The organism is Neorhizobium sp. T7_12, from assembly GCF_002968535.1.
Classification (GTDB): domain Bacteria; phylum Pseudomonadota; class Alphaproteobacteria; order Rhizobiales; family Rhizobiaceae; genus Neorhizobium; species Neorhizobium tomejilense.
The window spans coordinates 1-16,133 of the sequence record NZ_PVBK01000017.1 but is presented as its reverse complement, the minus strand read 5'-3'; the positions used below and the strand labels follow the sequence as shown (position 1 = coordinate 16,133).

Annotated in this window: 12 protein-coding genes and 1 riboswitch; of the genes, 2 read left to right on the top strand and 10 right to left on the bottom strand. The window is 62.4% G+C overall.

Going from position 1 to position 16,133, the window contains the following annotated elements:
- Nucleotides 1–2: 2 nt before the first annotated feature.
- From C5J26_RS25750 to C5J26_RS25740, 3 genes are read right to left on the bottom strand one after another with little or no spacing between them, the layout of a single operon-like run.
- The gene (locus C5J26_RS25750) at nt 3–914 is read right to left on the bottom strand and encodes an amino acid--[acyl-carrier-protein] ligase (protein WP_105404368.1); all 912 of its coding nucleotides are present in this window, start codon (nt 912–914) and stop codon (nt 3–5) included.
- Between the two features lie 49 nt (nt 915–963).
- The gene (locus tag C5J26_RS25745; RefSeq protein ID WP_105404367.1) at nt 964–2,145 is read right to left on the bottom strand and encodes an acyl-CoA dehydrogenase family protein; all 1,182 of its coding nucleotides are present in this window, start codon (nt 2,143–2,145) and stop codon (nt 964–966) included.
- Nucleotide 2,146: 1 nt separating this feature from the next.
- Entirely contained in the window at nt 2,147–2,398 is a 252-nt protein-coding gene (locus C5J26_RS25740; RefSeq protein WP_046606773.1) for an acyl carrier protein, read from the bottom strand.
- 178 nt (nt 2,399–2,576) lie between these two features.
- Nucleotides 2,577–2,709: riboswitch (TPP riboswitch) on the top strand.
- A gap of 99 nt (nt 2,710–2,808) precedes the next feature.
- Between C5J26_RS25740 and thiC the strand changes: the two genes are divergently transcribed.
- The gene (gene thiC / locus C5J26_RS25735) at nt 2,809–4,620 is read left to right on the top strand and encodes a phosphomethylpyrimidine synthase ThiC (protein ID WP_105404366.1); all 1,812 of its coding nucleotides are present in this window, start codon (nt 2,809–2,811) and stop codon (nt 4,618–4,620) included.
- A gap of 540 nt (nt 4,621–5,160) precedes the next feature.
- On the opposite strand, the gene C5J26_RS25725 is transcribed toward thiC, so the two are convergent.
- Complete coding sequence (locus tag C5J26_RS25725; protein WP_105404364.1) at nt 5,161–6,207, bottom strand: lysine-2,3-aminomutase-like protein; 1,047 nt, start codon at nt 6,205–6,207, stop codon at nt 5,161–5,163.
- Nucleotides 6,204–7,274, bottom strand: coding sequence for an EF-P lysine aminoacylase EpmA (gene epmA / locus C5J26_RS25720; RefSeq protein WP_105404363.1), 1,071 nt, complete (start codon nt 7,272–7,274; stop codon nt 6,204–6,206). The genes C5J26_RS25725 and epmA overlap by 4 nt, the downstream gene beginning before the upstream one ends.
- Before the next feature lie 165 nt (nt 7,275–7,439).
- Between epmA and efp the strand changes: the two genes are divergently transcribed.
- Entirely contained in the window at nt 7,440–8,009 is a 570-nt protein-coding gene (gene efp / locus C5J26_RS25715; protein WP_038591328.1) for an elongation factor P, read from the top strand.
- A gap of 100 nt (nt 8,010–8,109) precedes the next feature.
- Here the strand turns inward: efp and C5J26_RS25710 are convergent, their stop codons facing one another.
- From C5J26_RS25710 to C5J26_RS25690, 5 genes are all read right to left on the bottom strand, one after another.
- Complete coding sequence (locus C5J26_RS25710) at nt 8,110–9,537, bottom strand: efflux transporter outer membrane subunit (RefSeq protein WP_105404362.1); 1,428 nt, start codon at nt 9,535–9,537, stop codon at nt 8,110–8,112.
- A 132-nt stretch (nt 9,538–9,669) separates the two neighbouring features.
- Nucleotides 9,670–12,768 (bottom strand): efflux RND transporter permease subunit, encoded by a 3,099-nt coding sequence (locus tag C5J26_RS25705; RefSeq protein WP_105404361.1) that lies wholly within the window; start codon nt 12,766–12,768, stop codon nt 9,670–9,672.
- Nucleotides 12,769–12,817: 49 nt separating this feature from the next.
- Nucleotides 12,818–14,014: an efflux RND transporter periplasmic adaptor subunit gene (locus C5J26_RS25700; protein ID WP_105404360.1), complete on the bottom strand. Its 1,197-nt coding sequence runs from the start codon at nt 14,012–14,014 to the stop codon at nt 12,818–12,820.
- A gap of 165 nt (nt 14,015–14,179) precedes the next feature.
- Complete coding sequence (locus C5J26_RS25695; protein ID WP_172746072.1) at nt 14,180–14,782, bottom strand: TetR family transcriptional regulator; 603 nt, start codon at nt 14,780–14,782, stop codon at nt 14,180–14,182.
- Nucleotides 14,783–14,824: 42 nt separating this feature from the next.
- On the bottom strand, nt 14,825–15,775 hold the full coding sequence (locus C5J26_RS25690; protein ID WP_105404358.1) for a phosphoribosylaminoimidazolesuccinocarboxamide synthase: 951 nt from the start codon (nt 15,773–15,775) through the stop codon (nt 14,825–14,827).
- Nucleotides 15,776–16,133 lie beyond the last annotated feature (358 nt).

The following is a 16,133-nucleotide window of genomic DNA, read 5'->3' as shown; positions in this document are numbered from 1 at the left end:
GATCAGCCCCAGAGCGTGGCGCGGACGGAGCCCGGCCACTCTTTTACGTCCAGACCATGGGTGTGGAAGAGCGCAAGCGCGATGCGCTCAAGGCCGAAACCGACGCAGGCCGTGTGAGCGACGCTGCCATCTTCCAGGTTGAGGCCCCATTTCAGGCCGAAACTGTCCTGATGATAGTTGAAGCTCATGCAGGCGGTCGGCTTGGCGACGGAGGTGATCGGGATCAGGAGCTCGAACTTCAGGTTCTGGTCGCGCTGGTTGTTGACCAGCATCTTGCCGGCGCGGCCGAAGAACGGGTCGTTGGCGATGTCGATCTCCACCTCGAGGCCGAGCGACTTCATCATCTCGACGCCGCGATCCATCCACAGCTGGCGGAAGTCGGTGACGTGGCTTTCAGTGCCCATGCAGACATATTCGCGCATGCGGAAAAGCTGCTGGCGGGCCGGATCCTTGGAGGGCTCGTGGCGGAAGCAGTAGCTCTGCAGGTCGAAGAGAGCGCCGCCGGCAGGCAGGCTGCCGCGCCGCGCCACGGTCGGATAGAGCGGATAGCAGGCCGCCGGCGTCAGCACGATGTCGGTCGCTTCCTGGCCCTTGGTCCAGTCCTCCTCGCCGACTTCCATGCATTTCAGCAGGCTCATATGGTCGAGTTCGTTGCCGCAGAACGAATGCACCGTGCCGGCGAGCTGCGGAAAGCTCTTCATATAGCCGCTGGTCTCGAAGAAGGCGCGGTTCATGCCCGGCGGGAAGCGCATCGCCTCGGCACCATCGCCGCCGCCGACCTTGTCGATCAGCCGCTCGAAGGCGGCGATGACGTCTTCGAACTGGCCGCTGCGGCCATACAGCCCGTCGACGCCCGTCTCGATCAGCAGGCCTGCATCGAACAGTCGGTCGAGAAAGGAAACTTGCATATCCATGGCTTTACCTCATTCTTTTCAATGGTTTACATATGAAATGATCGGGGCGTCAGCCGAGCAGGCTGGTGTCCGGTTTCTGAACGAGCAGCATGGTCGACGTATTGCCGAGGATGCGGTCGTTGGAAATCATCAGCTGGGCGGAATGCGCGTCGCGCAGATGCCGGCCGAGACTGTAGGGCGTGCCGTTCTTGTAGCCCATGATGCCGCAGATGATCATCGCCTGGTTGATGATGGTCAGGATCGTCTCGGAGGAAGCCAGCTTGACGTTGTTCATGGCGATCGAAAACGCCATGGACGACAGCTGGACGTGATCCGCCTTGGCATCCGCGTAGATCCTGAGGCCGGAGAGGATGCCGGCCTTGAGGAGCTGCAGCAGGTTCGAGGCTTCGGCGAGCCTCAGCGCGCCGGGCGGTTGGGTGCCGCCGGCCTTGCGGGCGGCGGCGCGCACGAAGGCCTGGGCGCGCAGTACCGCATCGGCGGCGATCCCGTACCAGACCGCGCTCCAGAGGAGATGCGAGGTGGCGAGCATCGATTGCGCCGCGATTTCGGCGAACGGCTTTGGAAAGATCTGGACGGACGGCGCCTCGCCCCTGAAGAGGAAGCCGTCGGAGCAAGTGCCGCGCATGCCGAGCGTATCCCAGTCGACGGTCTTCTGCAGGGTATACTGGCCTTGCTTGAAGACGGTCATGACCTGGTCGGTCGGTGCGGCCTTTTCGTTGGAGCGCGAGGTGACCATGATCGCATCGGCGTGGGCGCCGTAGGAAATCACCGTCGCATCCTTGGTCAGGCGGCAGACGTCGCCCTCGACCTCGATCGCGCAGATGGAGTTGCGCATATTGCCGCCGATGCCGCCCTCGGTCGTCGCGGAGGCGACGAGAAGCTGGCGGCCGGCAAGCTCGCGCATGAAGTCCTTATGCCATTCGCTGTCGCCACCATGCTCCACGAGGCTCGAAACCTTAATCTGGTGCATGGCGAAAACCATGGCGCTCGCGGCGCAGGCCTGTCCCAGGATGGAGCAGACCTCGGCGATCTCGGCGATCGAAGCGCTCTCGCCGCCGAACGCGGCCGGGATCTGGATGCCGATCAGGCGCTCGGCTTTCATGGCATCGACCGCTTCGCGGGGGAAGCGGCCGTCATGATCGACGCGGTCGGCAAATTCGGCCGCTACGGTTGCCACGCGGTGAGCGCGGGCGCTCAGGCTCATGTCGGCGGCAAAGGCGGGGAGGCTCATCTCAAGCGGCCTCGCGCGCTTTCAGGATATGCGAAACCGTCTGCTCGATCGCAGCTATGCTGGCGAAGGACTTGCGGTTCAAAAGGCTGTCGGGAAACTCGATGTCGAAGGCCTCTTCCAGGCCGAGCATCAGTTGTACGGATGCAAATGAGGAGAGGCCGGCCGCATAAAGATCGGCGCCGTCTTCCAGCTCGGTCACCGCGACCGGAAGGCCGCCTACACGTGTGAGCAATTCGCGAATGGTCTCGTTCATCTCGACATCTCCGGATCGTTCAAATCTGCGTTCATCGCTGGGGACGTTACTACGCAGGAAAGCATAAGATTCCGGCAATAAACGTCGTGAAGTTAGGGCTGCGGGATTCCGTAAAATCCGATCGATCGCCATCGGCATGGCCCGGCTTGACATCAACGGCCCGCGGGTTTCTGATGGCGCCATTCACCAGGGGGGTCCCGCCAAGGGGCTGAGATACTGCTGGTCGGAACGGCTTTGGCCGGCCGAGGCGCAGTGACCCGTTGAACCTGATCCAGTTCATACTGGCGTAGGGACGGTGCGGGCGCTGCGGCAGCGAGGGCGGGAAACCGTCCTTCGCATTCCGGGGTGTTTTTCCATCATTCCAACACTGGAACTGGGTCTCCAAACGTCAAACCTTGGAGCCTTGAACCATGAATATCGCAACCACCAAGCTCACCCCGGTCGTCACCACCGGCCCGCTTCCCGTTTCCACGAAGGTCCTGAAAGCAGGAACGATCCACCCGGACGTCCGCGTGCCGATGCGCCAGATCGCATTGCATCCGACCTCCGGCGAACCGCCGGTCACCGTCTACGATTCCTCCGGTCCCTATACCGTCGAAGGCGCCGCGATCAGCATCGATGCCGGCCTGCCGCGCCTGCGCGAAAGCTGGATTGCCGCCCGCGGCGATGTCGAAACCTATGAGGGCCGCATCGTCAGGCCGGAGGATAACGGCTTCGTGTCCGGCAGCCACCTGACGCCGGAATTCCCGATCCGCAACCAACCGTTCAAGGCGAAGACGGGCAGGGCCGTCACCCAGATCGCCTATGCGCGGGCCGGCATCGTCACGCCGGAGATGGAATTCGTCGCCATCCGCGAGAACCTCGGCCGGCAGGCGGCCAGCGAGCCGCTCATCCGCGACGGCGAAAGTTTCGGCGCCCATGTGCCGGACTTCGTGACGCCGGAATTCGTTCGGCGCGAAGTCGCGGAAGGCAGGGCGATCATTCCTGCCAACATCAACCATCCCGAATCCGAACCGATGATCATCGGCCGGAACTTCCTGGTGAAGATCAATGCCAATATCGGCAATTCGGCCGTCACCTCGTCGATGGCCGAGGAAGTCGAGAAGATGGTCTGGGCGATCCGCTGGGGCGCCGATACGGTCATGGACCTGTCGACCGGCCGCAACATCCACAATATCCGCGACTGGATCATCCGCAATTCGCCGGTGCCGATCGGCACCGTGCCGCTCTACCAGGCGCTCGAAAAGGTGAACGGCGTTGCCGAAGACCTGACCTGGGAGGTCTATCGCGACACGCTGATCGAGCAGGCGGAGCAGGGTGTCGACTACTTCACCATCCATGCCGGCGTGCGGCTCGCCTATATCCCGCTCACCGTCAACCGCGTCACCGGCATCGTTTCCCGCGGCGGCTCGATCATGGCCAAGTGGTGTCTGCACCACCACAAGGAAAGTTTCCTCTACGAACATTTCGAGGAAATCTGCGACATCGCCCGGGCCTACGACGTGTCGTTCTCGCTCGGCGACGGTCTTCGCCCGGGTTCGATCGCCGATGCCAATGACGCGGCGCAGTTCGCGGAACTGGAGACCCTCGGGGAATTGACGAAGATCGCCTGGGCGAAGGATTGCCAGGTGATGATCGAAGGCCCCGGCCATGTGCCGATGCACAAGATCAAGGCCAACATGGACAAGCAGCTCGCGGTCTGCGGCGAGGCGCCGTTCTACACGCTCGGGCCGCTGACCACCGATATCGCGCCGGGCTACGACCACATCACGTCGGGTATCGGGGCGGCGATGATCGGCTGGTTCGGCACCGCCATGCTCTGCTACGTGACGCCCAAGGAACATCTCGGCCTGCCGGACCGCAACGACGTCAAGGTTGGCGTCATCACCTACAAGATCGCGGCACATGCCGCCGATCTCGCCAAAGGCCATCCGGCGGCGCAGGTGCGCGACGACGCGCTGTCGCGCGCCCGCTTCGAATTCCGCTGGGAGGACCAGTTCAACCTGTCGCTCGATCCGGAAACGGCCCGCTCGATGCATGACGAGACCTTGCCGAAGGAGGCGCACAAGGTGGCGCATTTCTGCTCCATGTGCGGCCCGAAATTCTGCTCGATGCGGATTTCCCACGACATCCGCGCCGAAGCGCAGAAGGAGGGCCTGGAAGCCATGGCTGCGAAATATCGCGACGGTGGCGATCTTTATATGCCGGTCGAGAAGGAGTGAGCTGATCCTATCCCCTCCGATGTGGAAGCCAGTTCATTCGCCGTGAGGGGACACGTTGGGGCGGGGAAGAGGAAGCCCGGCGAGGTTATTCAAAGCCTTGGGAGAAAAATACCGTCCTCTTTTTCCCCGCCCTCGAAACCCATGCCTACAATCCCCCCGCTTCCGTCGCCGGAGTGTTTCGCGAGACGTTCGCGGGCAGGCGGAGGCCGGCGCTTTCATCGGAACCGTAACGTGCGGGGATGGTGGAAGAGGTGAAAGCCATGGGAGATGAAGTCTCCCTATCAAGCCTCCCCCGGACAGCCATGTCCGGTTCGGTTGAGCCGTGCAAGTGGCAGGCCTGTCCCGAAAGGATGGGCGCGAACAAAGCCACGCAGCGAGGCGAGATGATCACCTGTAGGGGCCGGAAGCCCCGAAAAGACGCCGAAGGCCACGCGAATGCGGAGCCACCATTAAAAATCAATCGAGGTTCCGCATTCGTGTGGGCTCTCCAATTCCGGGCCAAGCCACGGGCGCATTTCGCCGCGTGAACAAGAACCCGTGTCATTTCGGAGGATACGCATGCTCCCCGCCGCGGAAATCGCTGACGGAATAACAGCCGCCTTCGCCGCGCACGGCGCTTTCGCCGATCACCGCCTTGCCGTGGCCGCCGGGGATATCCAGGACATAGGTCGGCTGGCAGAGGCCGGAGATGGTGCCGCGCAGCGCCGAGACGATCTTCTGGCCTTCGGCGATATCCAGCCGGAAGTGGCTGGTGCCGGGTGCGAGATCCGGATGATGAAGGTAATAGGGCTTGATCCGGGTCTCGACGAAAGCCTTCATCAGGTCGCCAATCACCGCCGGATCGTCGTTGACGCCGCGCAAAAGCACCGTCTGGCTCACCATCGGAAAACCGGCATCGACCAGGCGGGCGCAGGCGGTGCGGGCGGCGTCGGTCATTTCGCGCGGGTGGTTGGCGTGCAGCGCGATGTAGACGACCTTGCCGTTTTCCTTCAGTGCCGCAATCATTGCCGCGTCGATGCGCTCGGGCTCGACGACGGGCACCCGCGTGTGGAAGCGGACGATCTTTACATGGGGAATATCGGCAAGGCCGCGCATGATGGCAGCAAGCCGTCTCGGCGAAAGGACCAGCGGGTCGCCGCCGGTGAGGATCACTTCCCAAATCTCCGGATGCTCGCGGATATAAGCGAGCGCCGCCGACAGCTCCTCGGGCGCCAGCGTTCCGTCGCCTTGCGGCCCGACCATCTCGCGGCGGAAGCAGAAGCGGCAATAGACCGGGCAGATATGCACGGCCTTCAGCAGCACACGGTCCGGATAGCGGTGAACGATACCCTTGACCGGGCTGTGCGCCTGATCGCCGATCGGGTCGGCACGCTCTTCCGGAGTCGTCAGCAATTCGTTCGGATCTGGCACGAACTGCCGAGCGATCGGATCGTTTTGATCGGTTCGGTCGATGAGCGAAACCACGGTTGGCGTCAGCGCGATCGCGTAGCGGTCTGCGACGGCTCGGATGCCGTCGAGCTTTTGGGGCTCGATCAGGCCGGCGGCCGCGAGATCTTCCGGGGTTTTCAATGAACGGACTGCGGTCACGAAAACACCTCCGCGACCGGCGCCCACATGACCTGTTCGATGCGGGTCGCGCCCGTTGCCAGCATGGCGAGCCGATCGAAGCCGAGTGCGGCGCCGCTCGCGTCGGGCATGATCGAAAGCGCGTCGAGAAAGTCTTCGTCGAGCGGGTAACGTTCGCCGTAGATGCGGGATTTTTCGGCCATCTCGTGCTCGAAACGGCGGCGTTGTTCGCCGGCGTCGGTCAGTTCTCCGAAGGCGTTGGCAAGCTCGACGCCGCAGGCATAAAGCTCGAAACGTTCGGCGACGCGCGGATCACGGGGGGACGGCCGGGCGAGCGCTGCCTCGGAAACGGGGTATTCGTGGAGGATCGTCGCGCGGTCCTGGCCGAGATGCGGCTCGACCTTCTCGACCAGGACTCTGCTGAAGAGGTCTGCCCAGGTATCGTCTTCGGCAAAGCGGATATTGGCCTTTTTCAGGCCGGCCGCCAAGAGATCGCGGTCGGTATCGCCGTTCGTCGCGACGGAAGCGAGCAGGTCGATGCCGGCGAACCGGTCGAAGGCCTCGGCGAGCGTCAGGCGTTCCGGCTCGGCGAAAGGATCGACTTCCAGCCCGCGGAAGGCAAAGCGCCCGGTCCTGGTGGTGTCGGCGGCCAGTGCCAGCATCTCGGCGCAATCGGCCATCAGCTGTTCGTAGCTTTCGCCGACGCGGTACCATTCCAGCATGGTGAATTCCGGATGGTGCAGCGGCCCGCGTTCCCGGTTGCGGTAGACATGCGCGAAGGTGAAGATGCGCTCCTCGCCGGCGGCCAGCAGCTTCTTGGCGGCAAATTCCGGCGACGTGTGCAGATAGAGCGGCGCCCTGCCGCCATCGATGGCGATCGCTTCGGTTGCGAAGGCATGCAGGTGGGTCTCGTTGCCCGGGGAAACCTGGAGCGTCGCCGTATCGACCTCGATGAAATCGCGCTGCGAGAAGAAGTCGCGCAACGTCGTCTGGACCGCGTTGCGGCCCATCAGGAAGGGCCGACGGTCGGCGTGGTTTGCCGGCGTCCACCAGGGCGAGCGGGATATGGCAGGTCGCGACGAGCTCATTTACGGCTTTCTTCGCCGGTTCTCCCCGGCAAGGCTTCCACTTTGCGCGGTTTTGGAGTAGTTCCGGCCGGAAAACAGACGATCCGTCCTTCGGGCCGGTTATCGCCCGGTCCTCTACGACGCATTTTCGGCAGTTACAAGCCGGTTCGCACCACAAGGAATCCTATGGTCAAGGTCATCGCCTCTTCTGTCCGCAAGGGCAACGTCATCGATGTGGACGGCAAGCTTTATGTCGTTCTCACCGCCGAGAACTTCCATCCCGGCAAGGGCACGCCTGTCACGCAGGTCAATATGCGCCGCATCGTCGACGGCGTGAAGGTGTCCGAGCGCTGGCGGACGACCGAGCAGGTCGAGCGCGCCTTCGTCGAGGACGTCAACCACCAGTTCCTCTATCAAGACGGCGAAGGCTTCCACTTCATGAACCCGGAAAACTACGACCAGGTCGTGGTGGACGTGGATACGATGGGCGACCAGAAGGCCTATCTTCAGGAAGGCATGACCTGCGTTCTGTCCATGCATGAAGGCATTGCGCTGGCTCTTCAGCTGCCGCGCCACGTGACGCTCGAGATCGTCGAGACCGAGCCGGTCGTCAAGGGCCAGACGGCATCCTCGTCCTACAAGCCGGCCATGCTGTCGAACGGCATCCGCACGGCGGTTCCGCCGCATGTCGATGCCGGCACCCGCGTCGTGATCGCCACCGAAGACAATTCCTACGTCGAGCGCGCCAAGAACTGATCGTCGAATTGATCGTCCCCGGCCTTTCCGGGGGTGATAAAAAAACCTCCGAAGCGCTGGCTCCGGAGGTTTTTTGTTGTCGGTTATGTTGGGGCGGAGCCTACTTCTTGACGACCACCGACGCGACCTTGGTATCGGTCTTGCCGAAGGCGTAACCGCCGCCGATCGCTACGTTGAGCGAGACGTAGTCCTGCGCCATCTGACGCACGGCGGCTGCGAGGTTCGACTGAGCGGTCGAGACCTCACGCTGGGCGTCGAGAACGTCGAGCAGCGAGGAAGCGCCGTCACGATAGCTGGCGGTGCCGAGCTGCAGGGCTTCTTCGTAGGACTTCACAGTTGCCTGAAGTGCGGAAACCGTGCGGCTGTCGCGGGCGACTGCGGCCAGTGCATTTTCCACTTCCTCGACCGCGTTCAGAACCGTCTGCTTCCAGGCGAGATACTGTCCGCGGGCGCTGGATTCGGCGATCTTGACGTTGCCGCGCAGACGGCCGCCGTCGAAGATCGGCAGGCTCAGCTGCGGCCCGAAGGACCAGGTCAAGGCCCGGCTATCGAGGCCGGGGGTAAGTGCGTTGTATCTCGGAGAAATGGAGCCGCCGAGCGTAATGGCAGGATAGAGCTGGGCCTCGGCGACGCCGATTTCGGCGACTGCCGATGCGAGTTGGCGTTCCGCGGCACGGATGTCCGGACGGTTGCGGATCAGGTCCGCCGGGACGCCGGCCTTGGTGCTGAAGCGGGCGACCGGCTGGCGGGCGCCTTTCTGCAGTTCAGGAACGAGCGACGACGCAGGCATTGCGAGAAGCGTGGCGACACGGTGCGCCGCACCCCGGAAACTCGTTTCCAGGCCCGGAATTTCCGCGATCGTCGAATTGACCAAGCCTTCCGACTGGACGACATCGAGGCGGGACGCCGCGCCGGCATCAAGCTGGAGCTTGGTGAGGCTCAGTGTTTCGCGCCGCGAATCGAGGTTCCGGCGGGCAATCGCAATACGCTCCTGATAGTAGCGTACGTCGATATAGGCCGCGGCGATCTGAGACAGGAACGAGAGACGTGCGACGTCCTCGCTGGCATAGGCAGCATCGAGGCTTGCTAGCGCACTTTCCTTGGAACGCCTGTAGAGGCCGAAAAGATCGAGGAACCAGGACGCATCGGCAGTACCCGCCGTCACGGTCGTCCGCGAGAACGAACCGGGGCTGGTACGAGTGCCGGTGGTCGTGCTGGCGGCCGAGAGATCCAGCGACGGGAGAGCGCCCGCGCCGGCGACGGTAACGTTGGCCTCGGCAGACGTGATCCGCTCCAGAGCCTGGAGGATATCGAGGTTCTGACCGATCCCCTGATTTACATAGCCGTTCAGACGGCTGTCATTAAATGCGGTCCACCAGGCAACCTGCGAAACATCGCCGTTGCTGGTCTTGCCGGCTTCGGCAAATTTACCCGGAAGAGCAATTTCCGGCGCCTTGTGATCTGGACCGACGACGCAGCCCGAAAGCAGCAGCATAGTGAGAGGAGCAACAACACGAATGGATAACATTTTTCTGTCCCAGTGCCCTATAACGCGTGGAAGGTCAGCACTCATGCCTCTTCCGATTGTCCCGTCAGCAGCGATTCGCATAGCTTCTGACGGCATTAAAGGTCGAATACGTTAACGAACGTAATCGTCATCCTACTCTTTTTCACGCTTTGATAACTGTCTAACGACAACAAAGAAGGACGGAACGAAGAAAATTCCGAGAAGTGTTGCAGAAAGCATACCACCCAGCACGCCGACGCCGATGGCGTTCTGGGCCGCGGATCCGGCGCCGGTCGCGATCGCCAGCGGCACGACGCCGAGGATGAAAGCGAGCGATGTCATGACGATTGGCCTCAGTCGCAGGCGCGCGGCCTCGAGGGTGGCCTCGATCATTTTCATCCCGCCGGCCTGACGATCCTTGGCGAATTCGACAATCAGAATGGCGTTCTTCGCCGCCAGGCCGATCGTCGTCAGGAGCCCGACCTTGAAGTAGACGTCGTTCGACTGGCCGAAGAAATACGCGGCGGAAAGCGCACCGAGCACGCCGATCGGCACGGCCAATATGACGGAGAACGGGATCGACCAGCTTTCATAAAGCGCCGCAAGGCAGAGGAAGACGATCAGGACCGATAGCGCGTAGAGCATCGGCGCCTGCGAGCCGGACAGCCGCTCCTGGTAGGAAATGCCCTGCCAGGCCACCGAATAACCGCCAGGCAGTGCGGATGTCAGCCTCTGCATCTCGTCCATGGCCTGGCCGGTACTGACGCCGGGACCCGCCGCGCCGTCGAAGGGAATGGCGCTGGTGCCGTTGAAGCGCGCAAGCTGCGGCGTGCCGTTGATCCACTGGACGGTGCTGAAGGCGGAGAAGGGAACCATCTCGCCGCTAGTGTTGCGGGCGAACCAGTGTTTCAGGTCGTCCGGCTGCATACGGTAGGGCGCATCGCCCTGGACATAGACAGGCTTCAGCTCGTTGTTGAGGGTGAAGTCGTTGACGTCGCGTCCAGCGAAGATGGTCGCCAGCATCGAATTGACCGAAGCGAGGTCGACGCCCATCGCGCCCAGCTTTTCCTGGTCGAGCAGGATCTTGAGCTGGGTTTCGGACCGCTGGGTGCTGCTGCGCAGCGAACTGATGTTCGGATTGCCGGTGCCGGCCTGGATGAGCTGCTGCGATGCCGTGGTCAGCGCCGCATTGCCGTTGTTGCCGCTGTCGACCAGATACATGGAGAAGCCGCTCGACGTGCCCAGTCCCTGGATGGCCGGCGGCAGAAGCGCGAAGACCTGCGCATCGCGGATGCTGAAGAAATAGCCGCTCGCCCGCTGGACGATAGCTGCGGCGGACTGCTCCGGCCTGGTTCGCTCGGCGAAGTCCTTCAGCTTGGTGAAGACGATCGCGTTGTTCTGGCCGCTTCCGCTGAAGCTGAAGCCGAGGACGCCGAATACAGCATCCACATTGTCCTTTTCCTTTTCGAGGAAATAGGCCTCGACCTTCTTGACCGCCTCGTCGGTGCGCGGCGTGGTGGCGCCGACGGGCGTCTGGATGATGGTCAGCAGAACGCCCTGGTCTTCCTGCGGAAGGAAGGAATTCGGCAGCCTGGTGAAAAGCCAGGCGCAGCCGCCGATCACCAGCAGGAACACCAGCATCACACGGAACGGGCGCTTCAGGAGATAGCCGATGGTGCTGACATATCCGCTCGTAGACCGCTCGAACCCGCGATTGAACAGGGCGCCAATGCCGCGACGTTTCTTGTGATGATCGATCGGCTTCAGCATGGTGGCGCAAAGCGCCGGCGTCAGCACGATGGCGACCAGCGCCGAAAGCAGCATGGCGGAGACGATGGTGATCGAGAACTGCCGGTAAATGATGCCGGTCGAGCCACCGAAAAAGGCCATCGGGATAAACACCGCGGTCAGGACGAGCGCGATGCCGATGATGGCCCCGGTGATCTCGCCCATGGACTTTTCGGTCGCTTCGAGCGGACTCAAGCCCTCCTCGTCCATGATGCGCTCGACATTCTCGACGACGACGATGGCGTCGTCGACCAAAAGGCCGATGGCCAGAACCATGGCGAACATCGTCAGCGTGTTGATGGAATATCCGGTCATAGCCAGCACCCCGAACGTGCCGAGCAGGACGACGGGCACCGCAATCATCGGGATCAGCGTGGCACGCAGATTTTGCAGGAAGACGAGCAGGACCACGAAAACCAGGATGATCGCTTCGATGAGTGTGTGAACGACCTTCTCGATCGAAAGCTGCACGAAGGGCGTCGTGTCGTAGGGATAGGTGATCTCCACGCCGTCCGGAAGATTGGGTCCGATGGCGGTCAGCGCCTCCCTGACGCGCGCGGCGGTATCGAGAGCGTTGGCGCCGGTCGCGAGGTTCACGGCGAAACCGGTGGACGGCAGGCCGTTCTGGCGGGAACCGCCGCCATAACTCTCTTCGCCGATCTCGACGCGGGCAACATCGCTGAGGCGCACCGTCGCGCCGTCCTGTTCGACCTTGAGGATGATCCGCTCGAAATCGTCGACGGTCGTCAGCTGGCTTTGCGCGGTCATGGTGACCGTCAGCTGCTGCTCCGCCTTGGCCGGAAGGCCGCCGAGGGCGCCGACCGAAACCTGGGTGTTCTGGGACTGGATCGCGGACGTCACGTCGGCGGGCGTCAGCTGGTATTTCTGCAGCTTGTAGGGATCGAGCCAGACGCGCATTGCGTAACCGGACCCGAAGATGTCGATGCTGCCGACACCTTCCAGACGCTTGACCTGGTCCTCGATCTGCGTGGAAAACAGGTCGCCGAGATCTACGGAGCTTCGCTTCTTGTCAGTGGAAACCAGCGCGCCGACCATCAGAATGCTCGAGGTCGAACGGGCGACCTCGATGCCCGCCTGCTGCACCACATCGGGGAGCTGCGACTGTACGAGCTGCAGCTTGTTCTGCACCTGCACCTGGGCGATGTCCGGAAGAACGCTGCTGCCGAAAGTGAGTGTGACGTTGGCGCGGCCGGTCGAGGAGGACGACGTCATATAGGTGAGGTCGTCAAGGCCGGTCATGCCGTCCTCGATGATCGTCGTCACCGATTTCTCGACGGTTTCCGCGCTTGCACCGTTGTAGCTTGCCGTGATCCTGACCGTGGTCGGCGCGATGTCGGGATATTGCGAGATCGAGAGCGTCGCAATGGCGAGCGCGCCGCCGAGCATGATGACGATCGCGATGACCCAGGCGAATACCGGTCGCCGGATAAAGAACTTGGCCATTCAGATTATTCCTTGCCGCGTTTCGTCATGATCGGTTCCGCTCGGGGCCTCACGGCTTTGCAGCGGCTGGTTTCGGCGCCTCGACGACGAAACCCTTGTCGTCGACGGTCGCCTCGACCGGTTGAACCGTGGCGCCATCGGCGATCCACTGGAAGCCGTCGACGACCAGGCGGTCGCCATCGGTTACGCCCTGCGTGACCAGCCAGTTGCTGCCGGAAACGCCGCTGGTCGGGAAGATGCGGGTCTCGACCTTGCCGTCCGCCGTGACGAACTTGGCGGAAAGCTCCCCGCGGGCATTGCGCGTCGCGGCACGCTGCGGGATCAGGTAACCGTTCTCGTTACCGAGGGTGACGGTGGCGCGCATATAGGTGCCCGGCAGGATCATGTCGCTCGGATTATCGAACAATGCGCGGATTTGGTAGGTGCCGGTCGTTTCGCTGACGGCCATGTCGGCCATGTCCAGCTTGCCGGTCAGCGGGTAGTCCGTACCGTCTTCAAGTGTCAGGCGGATATCGGCCTTGCGCGGATCGCCGCTGAGGCGGCCGGAAGCCATGGCCGAGCGCAGTTCGAGAAGGTTGGTGCTGGAATCGATCAGGTCGATGTAGATCGGATCGAGACGGCGCAGCGTCGTCAATGCCGTCGTCTGGTTGGCGGTGACGATATTGCCGATGCTGACATTGGAGATCGACGTGACGCCGTCGAAGGGCGCCCGGATTTCGGTCAGGTCGAGATTGATCTGGGCGGCATTGAGCGCGGCATTGGCCTGTTCGACATCCGCCTGCGCCTGGAGAAGTGTCACCCGCGCGCTCTCATATTCGATCTGCGTCGCACCGCTGTTGACCAGCCGCTCGTAGCGGGAGAGGTTCGCCTGGGCGCTCGGGATACTGGCTTCCGCCTTCGAGACGGTCGCCTTCGCCTGGGCGACCTCGGCCGCATAGGTGCTGTCCTCGATCTTGTAGAGAAGGTCTCCGGCCTTGACCTCGTTGCCCTGCTTGAAGGCGATCTGCTTGATCTCCCCGGTGACGCGCGGGCGGATGTCGGCGATCTGGAAGGGTGCCGCCCGGCCCGGCAGGACGGCCGTGATCGGTTGCTCGGACTTCTTCATGATCACTACGCTGACCGGTTGAGGCGGGCGCTGCGGAGCGCCGCCTGCCGCACCGTTGCCGGCCGGCGTCTGACCCGAATCGCTGCAGGCAGCGAGCGCCACGGAAAAAAGCAGGGGAAGTATCAGTTTGCATCCGGTCATGGCGTCATCCAAGGCAAAACATCTGGGCGATCGCCTCGGCAGGCGGATGTGCCGGGGCGGAAGGCGGGGAGATTAACCCGTCTCAGGCGGTCGGAACAGTAGTGGTCGAAAACGTAAGTTCAACCGGCGTTCCAGGTTCGCGAAAGTGACGTAAATATAAAACCGTCACTTGGCAAGCGGATTTTGCAGCGCAGCATTCACAAGTCTGGCAAGGCCATTGCAGCGGTCACGCAATTCCGCCTCACCGGCCTTGGCCAGAAGGACCGGATGCAGCACGCTCGCAAAGGCGGCCGCCACGTGCTGGCTGATCGCCTGCGGGTCGGTACATTTATAGGCACCGCTTTCGACGCCCTGCCGTATCAGATCGCTGAACAGGTTCTCGATCAGCCGCTTGTAATGCTGGCCGCTCGGCAGATCCGCCTCCGACATCAGGAAGATCATCTCGAACAGGAAGGGATTGTCGCGGAGGTCCTGGAGATGCGCCTCCATCAGCTTGCGGACGACGATCGCCAGCCGTTCGGGCGCCGGCGCCGGCTCGTCGAGCGTTTCGAACCGGCCGATCATGCGGCTTATATGCCGGTCGCAGATGGCATCCGCCAGGGATGCCTTGGAATGGAAATGCTTGAAGATGTTGGCGGGCGACATGTGCAGCGCATGGGCGACGTCGGCGATCGAACACTTGGCAATCCCCCGTTCACGGAAGAGCGTCTCTGCCGTGTTGAGGATATCTCCGCGGGTTTCTTCCGCCTTGCGTCTCGGTCTGCGCACTCTATCCTCTTCATAATGCCGGATCGATTTTCCGGCAATTGTTCAACGCGCGGTAAAATAGGGCGCCAGGTTCCGGCGGATACGGTCGAGCACGGTCGCGCCGCTGGTATCGGGCACGAAAGTCTCGCCGGTGATCGTCTCGTAAGCCGTGCGGTAGACTTTGGCGGTCTCCTCGACGAGCTCGGCCGGGATCGCAGGGATCTCATCCTTATAGGGGTCGCAACGCTCGACCACCCAGGCCCGGATGAAATCCTTGTCGAAACTCTTCGGCCGCGTGCCGTTGCGGAAGGCCTCACCATAACTGTCGGCGATCCAGTAGCGGCTGCTGTCCGGCGTATGGATCTCGTCGGCAAGGATGATGGTGCCCTCGGCATCCGTGCCGAACTCGTATTTGGTATCGACGAGAATCAGGCCGCGTTGCGCCGCCAGCTGCTGCCCGCGCGCAAAAAGCGCCAGCGCATAACGGGAGAGGGTCGTCCATTGTTCGGCGGTCAGAAGCCCCTGCTCGACGATCTCGCTCGGCGTCAGGGGTTCGTCGTGACCGCCGTCGAAGGCCTTGCTGGTCGGCGTGATGACCGGGGCGGGGAGGATTTCGTTGTCCTTGAGGCCGTCCGGGAGATCGAGCCCGTACATGGTCCGCTCTCCTCTCTTATATAGGGTGAGCAGCGACGTGCCTGTCGTGCCGGCAAGATAACCGCGCACGACGATCTCGACCGGCAGGATGTCGAGCCGCTTGCCGATCACCACATTCGGATCCGGATAGGCGATCACATGGTTGGGGCAGATGTCCTTTGTTGCCTCGAACCAGTAACGCGCGGTCTGGGTCAGGACATGCCCCTTGTCGGGGATCGCGGTCAGGATGCGATCGAAAGCGCTGAGGCGATCGGTTGCGATGATGATGCGGCTGCCGTCCGGCAGATCGTAGTTCTCGCGTACCTTGCCGCGATAGGGGTTCGGCAATTCGGGAATGAAGGCATCGGAGAGAACGCGCACGGGGGACCACTTTCCAGAGAGTTTCGGGGGCATCCTGCTATCGCATGTTTTGCCGCAGCGGCACAAGAATGGAAGGAATGGCCGCCTTCACGGGTGAATCGGTCCCGCGGTCGATGAAGAGCCCTATATAGAGTGCAGTTAACGAATATTAACGCCTCAGGATTCTCCAAAATCGGAGATTACCCTGTGAAAACAGTAATTTGTACGATTTCTCAAGATTTCTGAATCAATGCTGTTGACTTCAAACTGGGGTCGGCTCTATAACCCGCTCACTGAACGAGGGCGGCGGCGCTGCTGGCGACGACGACTTTCGTTCTTCAGAAATCACTGATTGATTGGCGCATGCTGGTTGGGACCG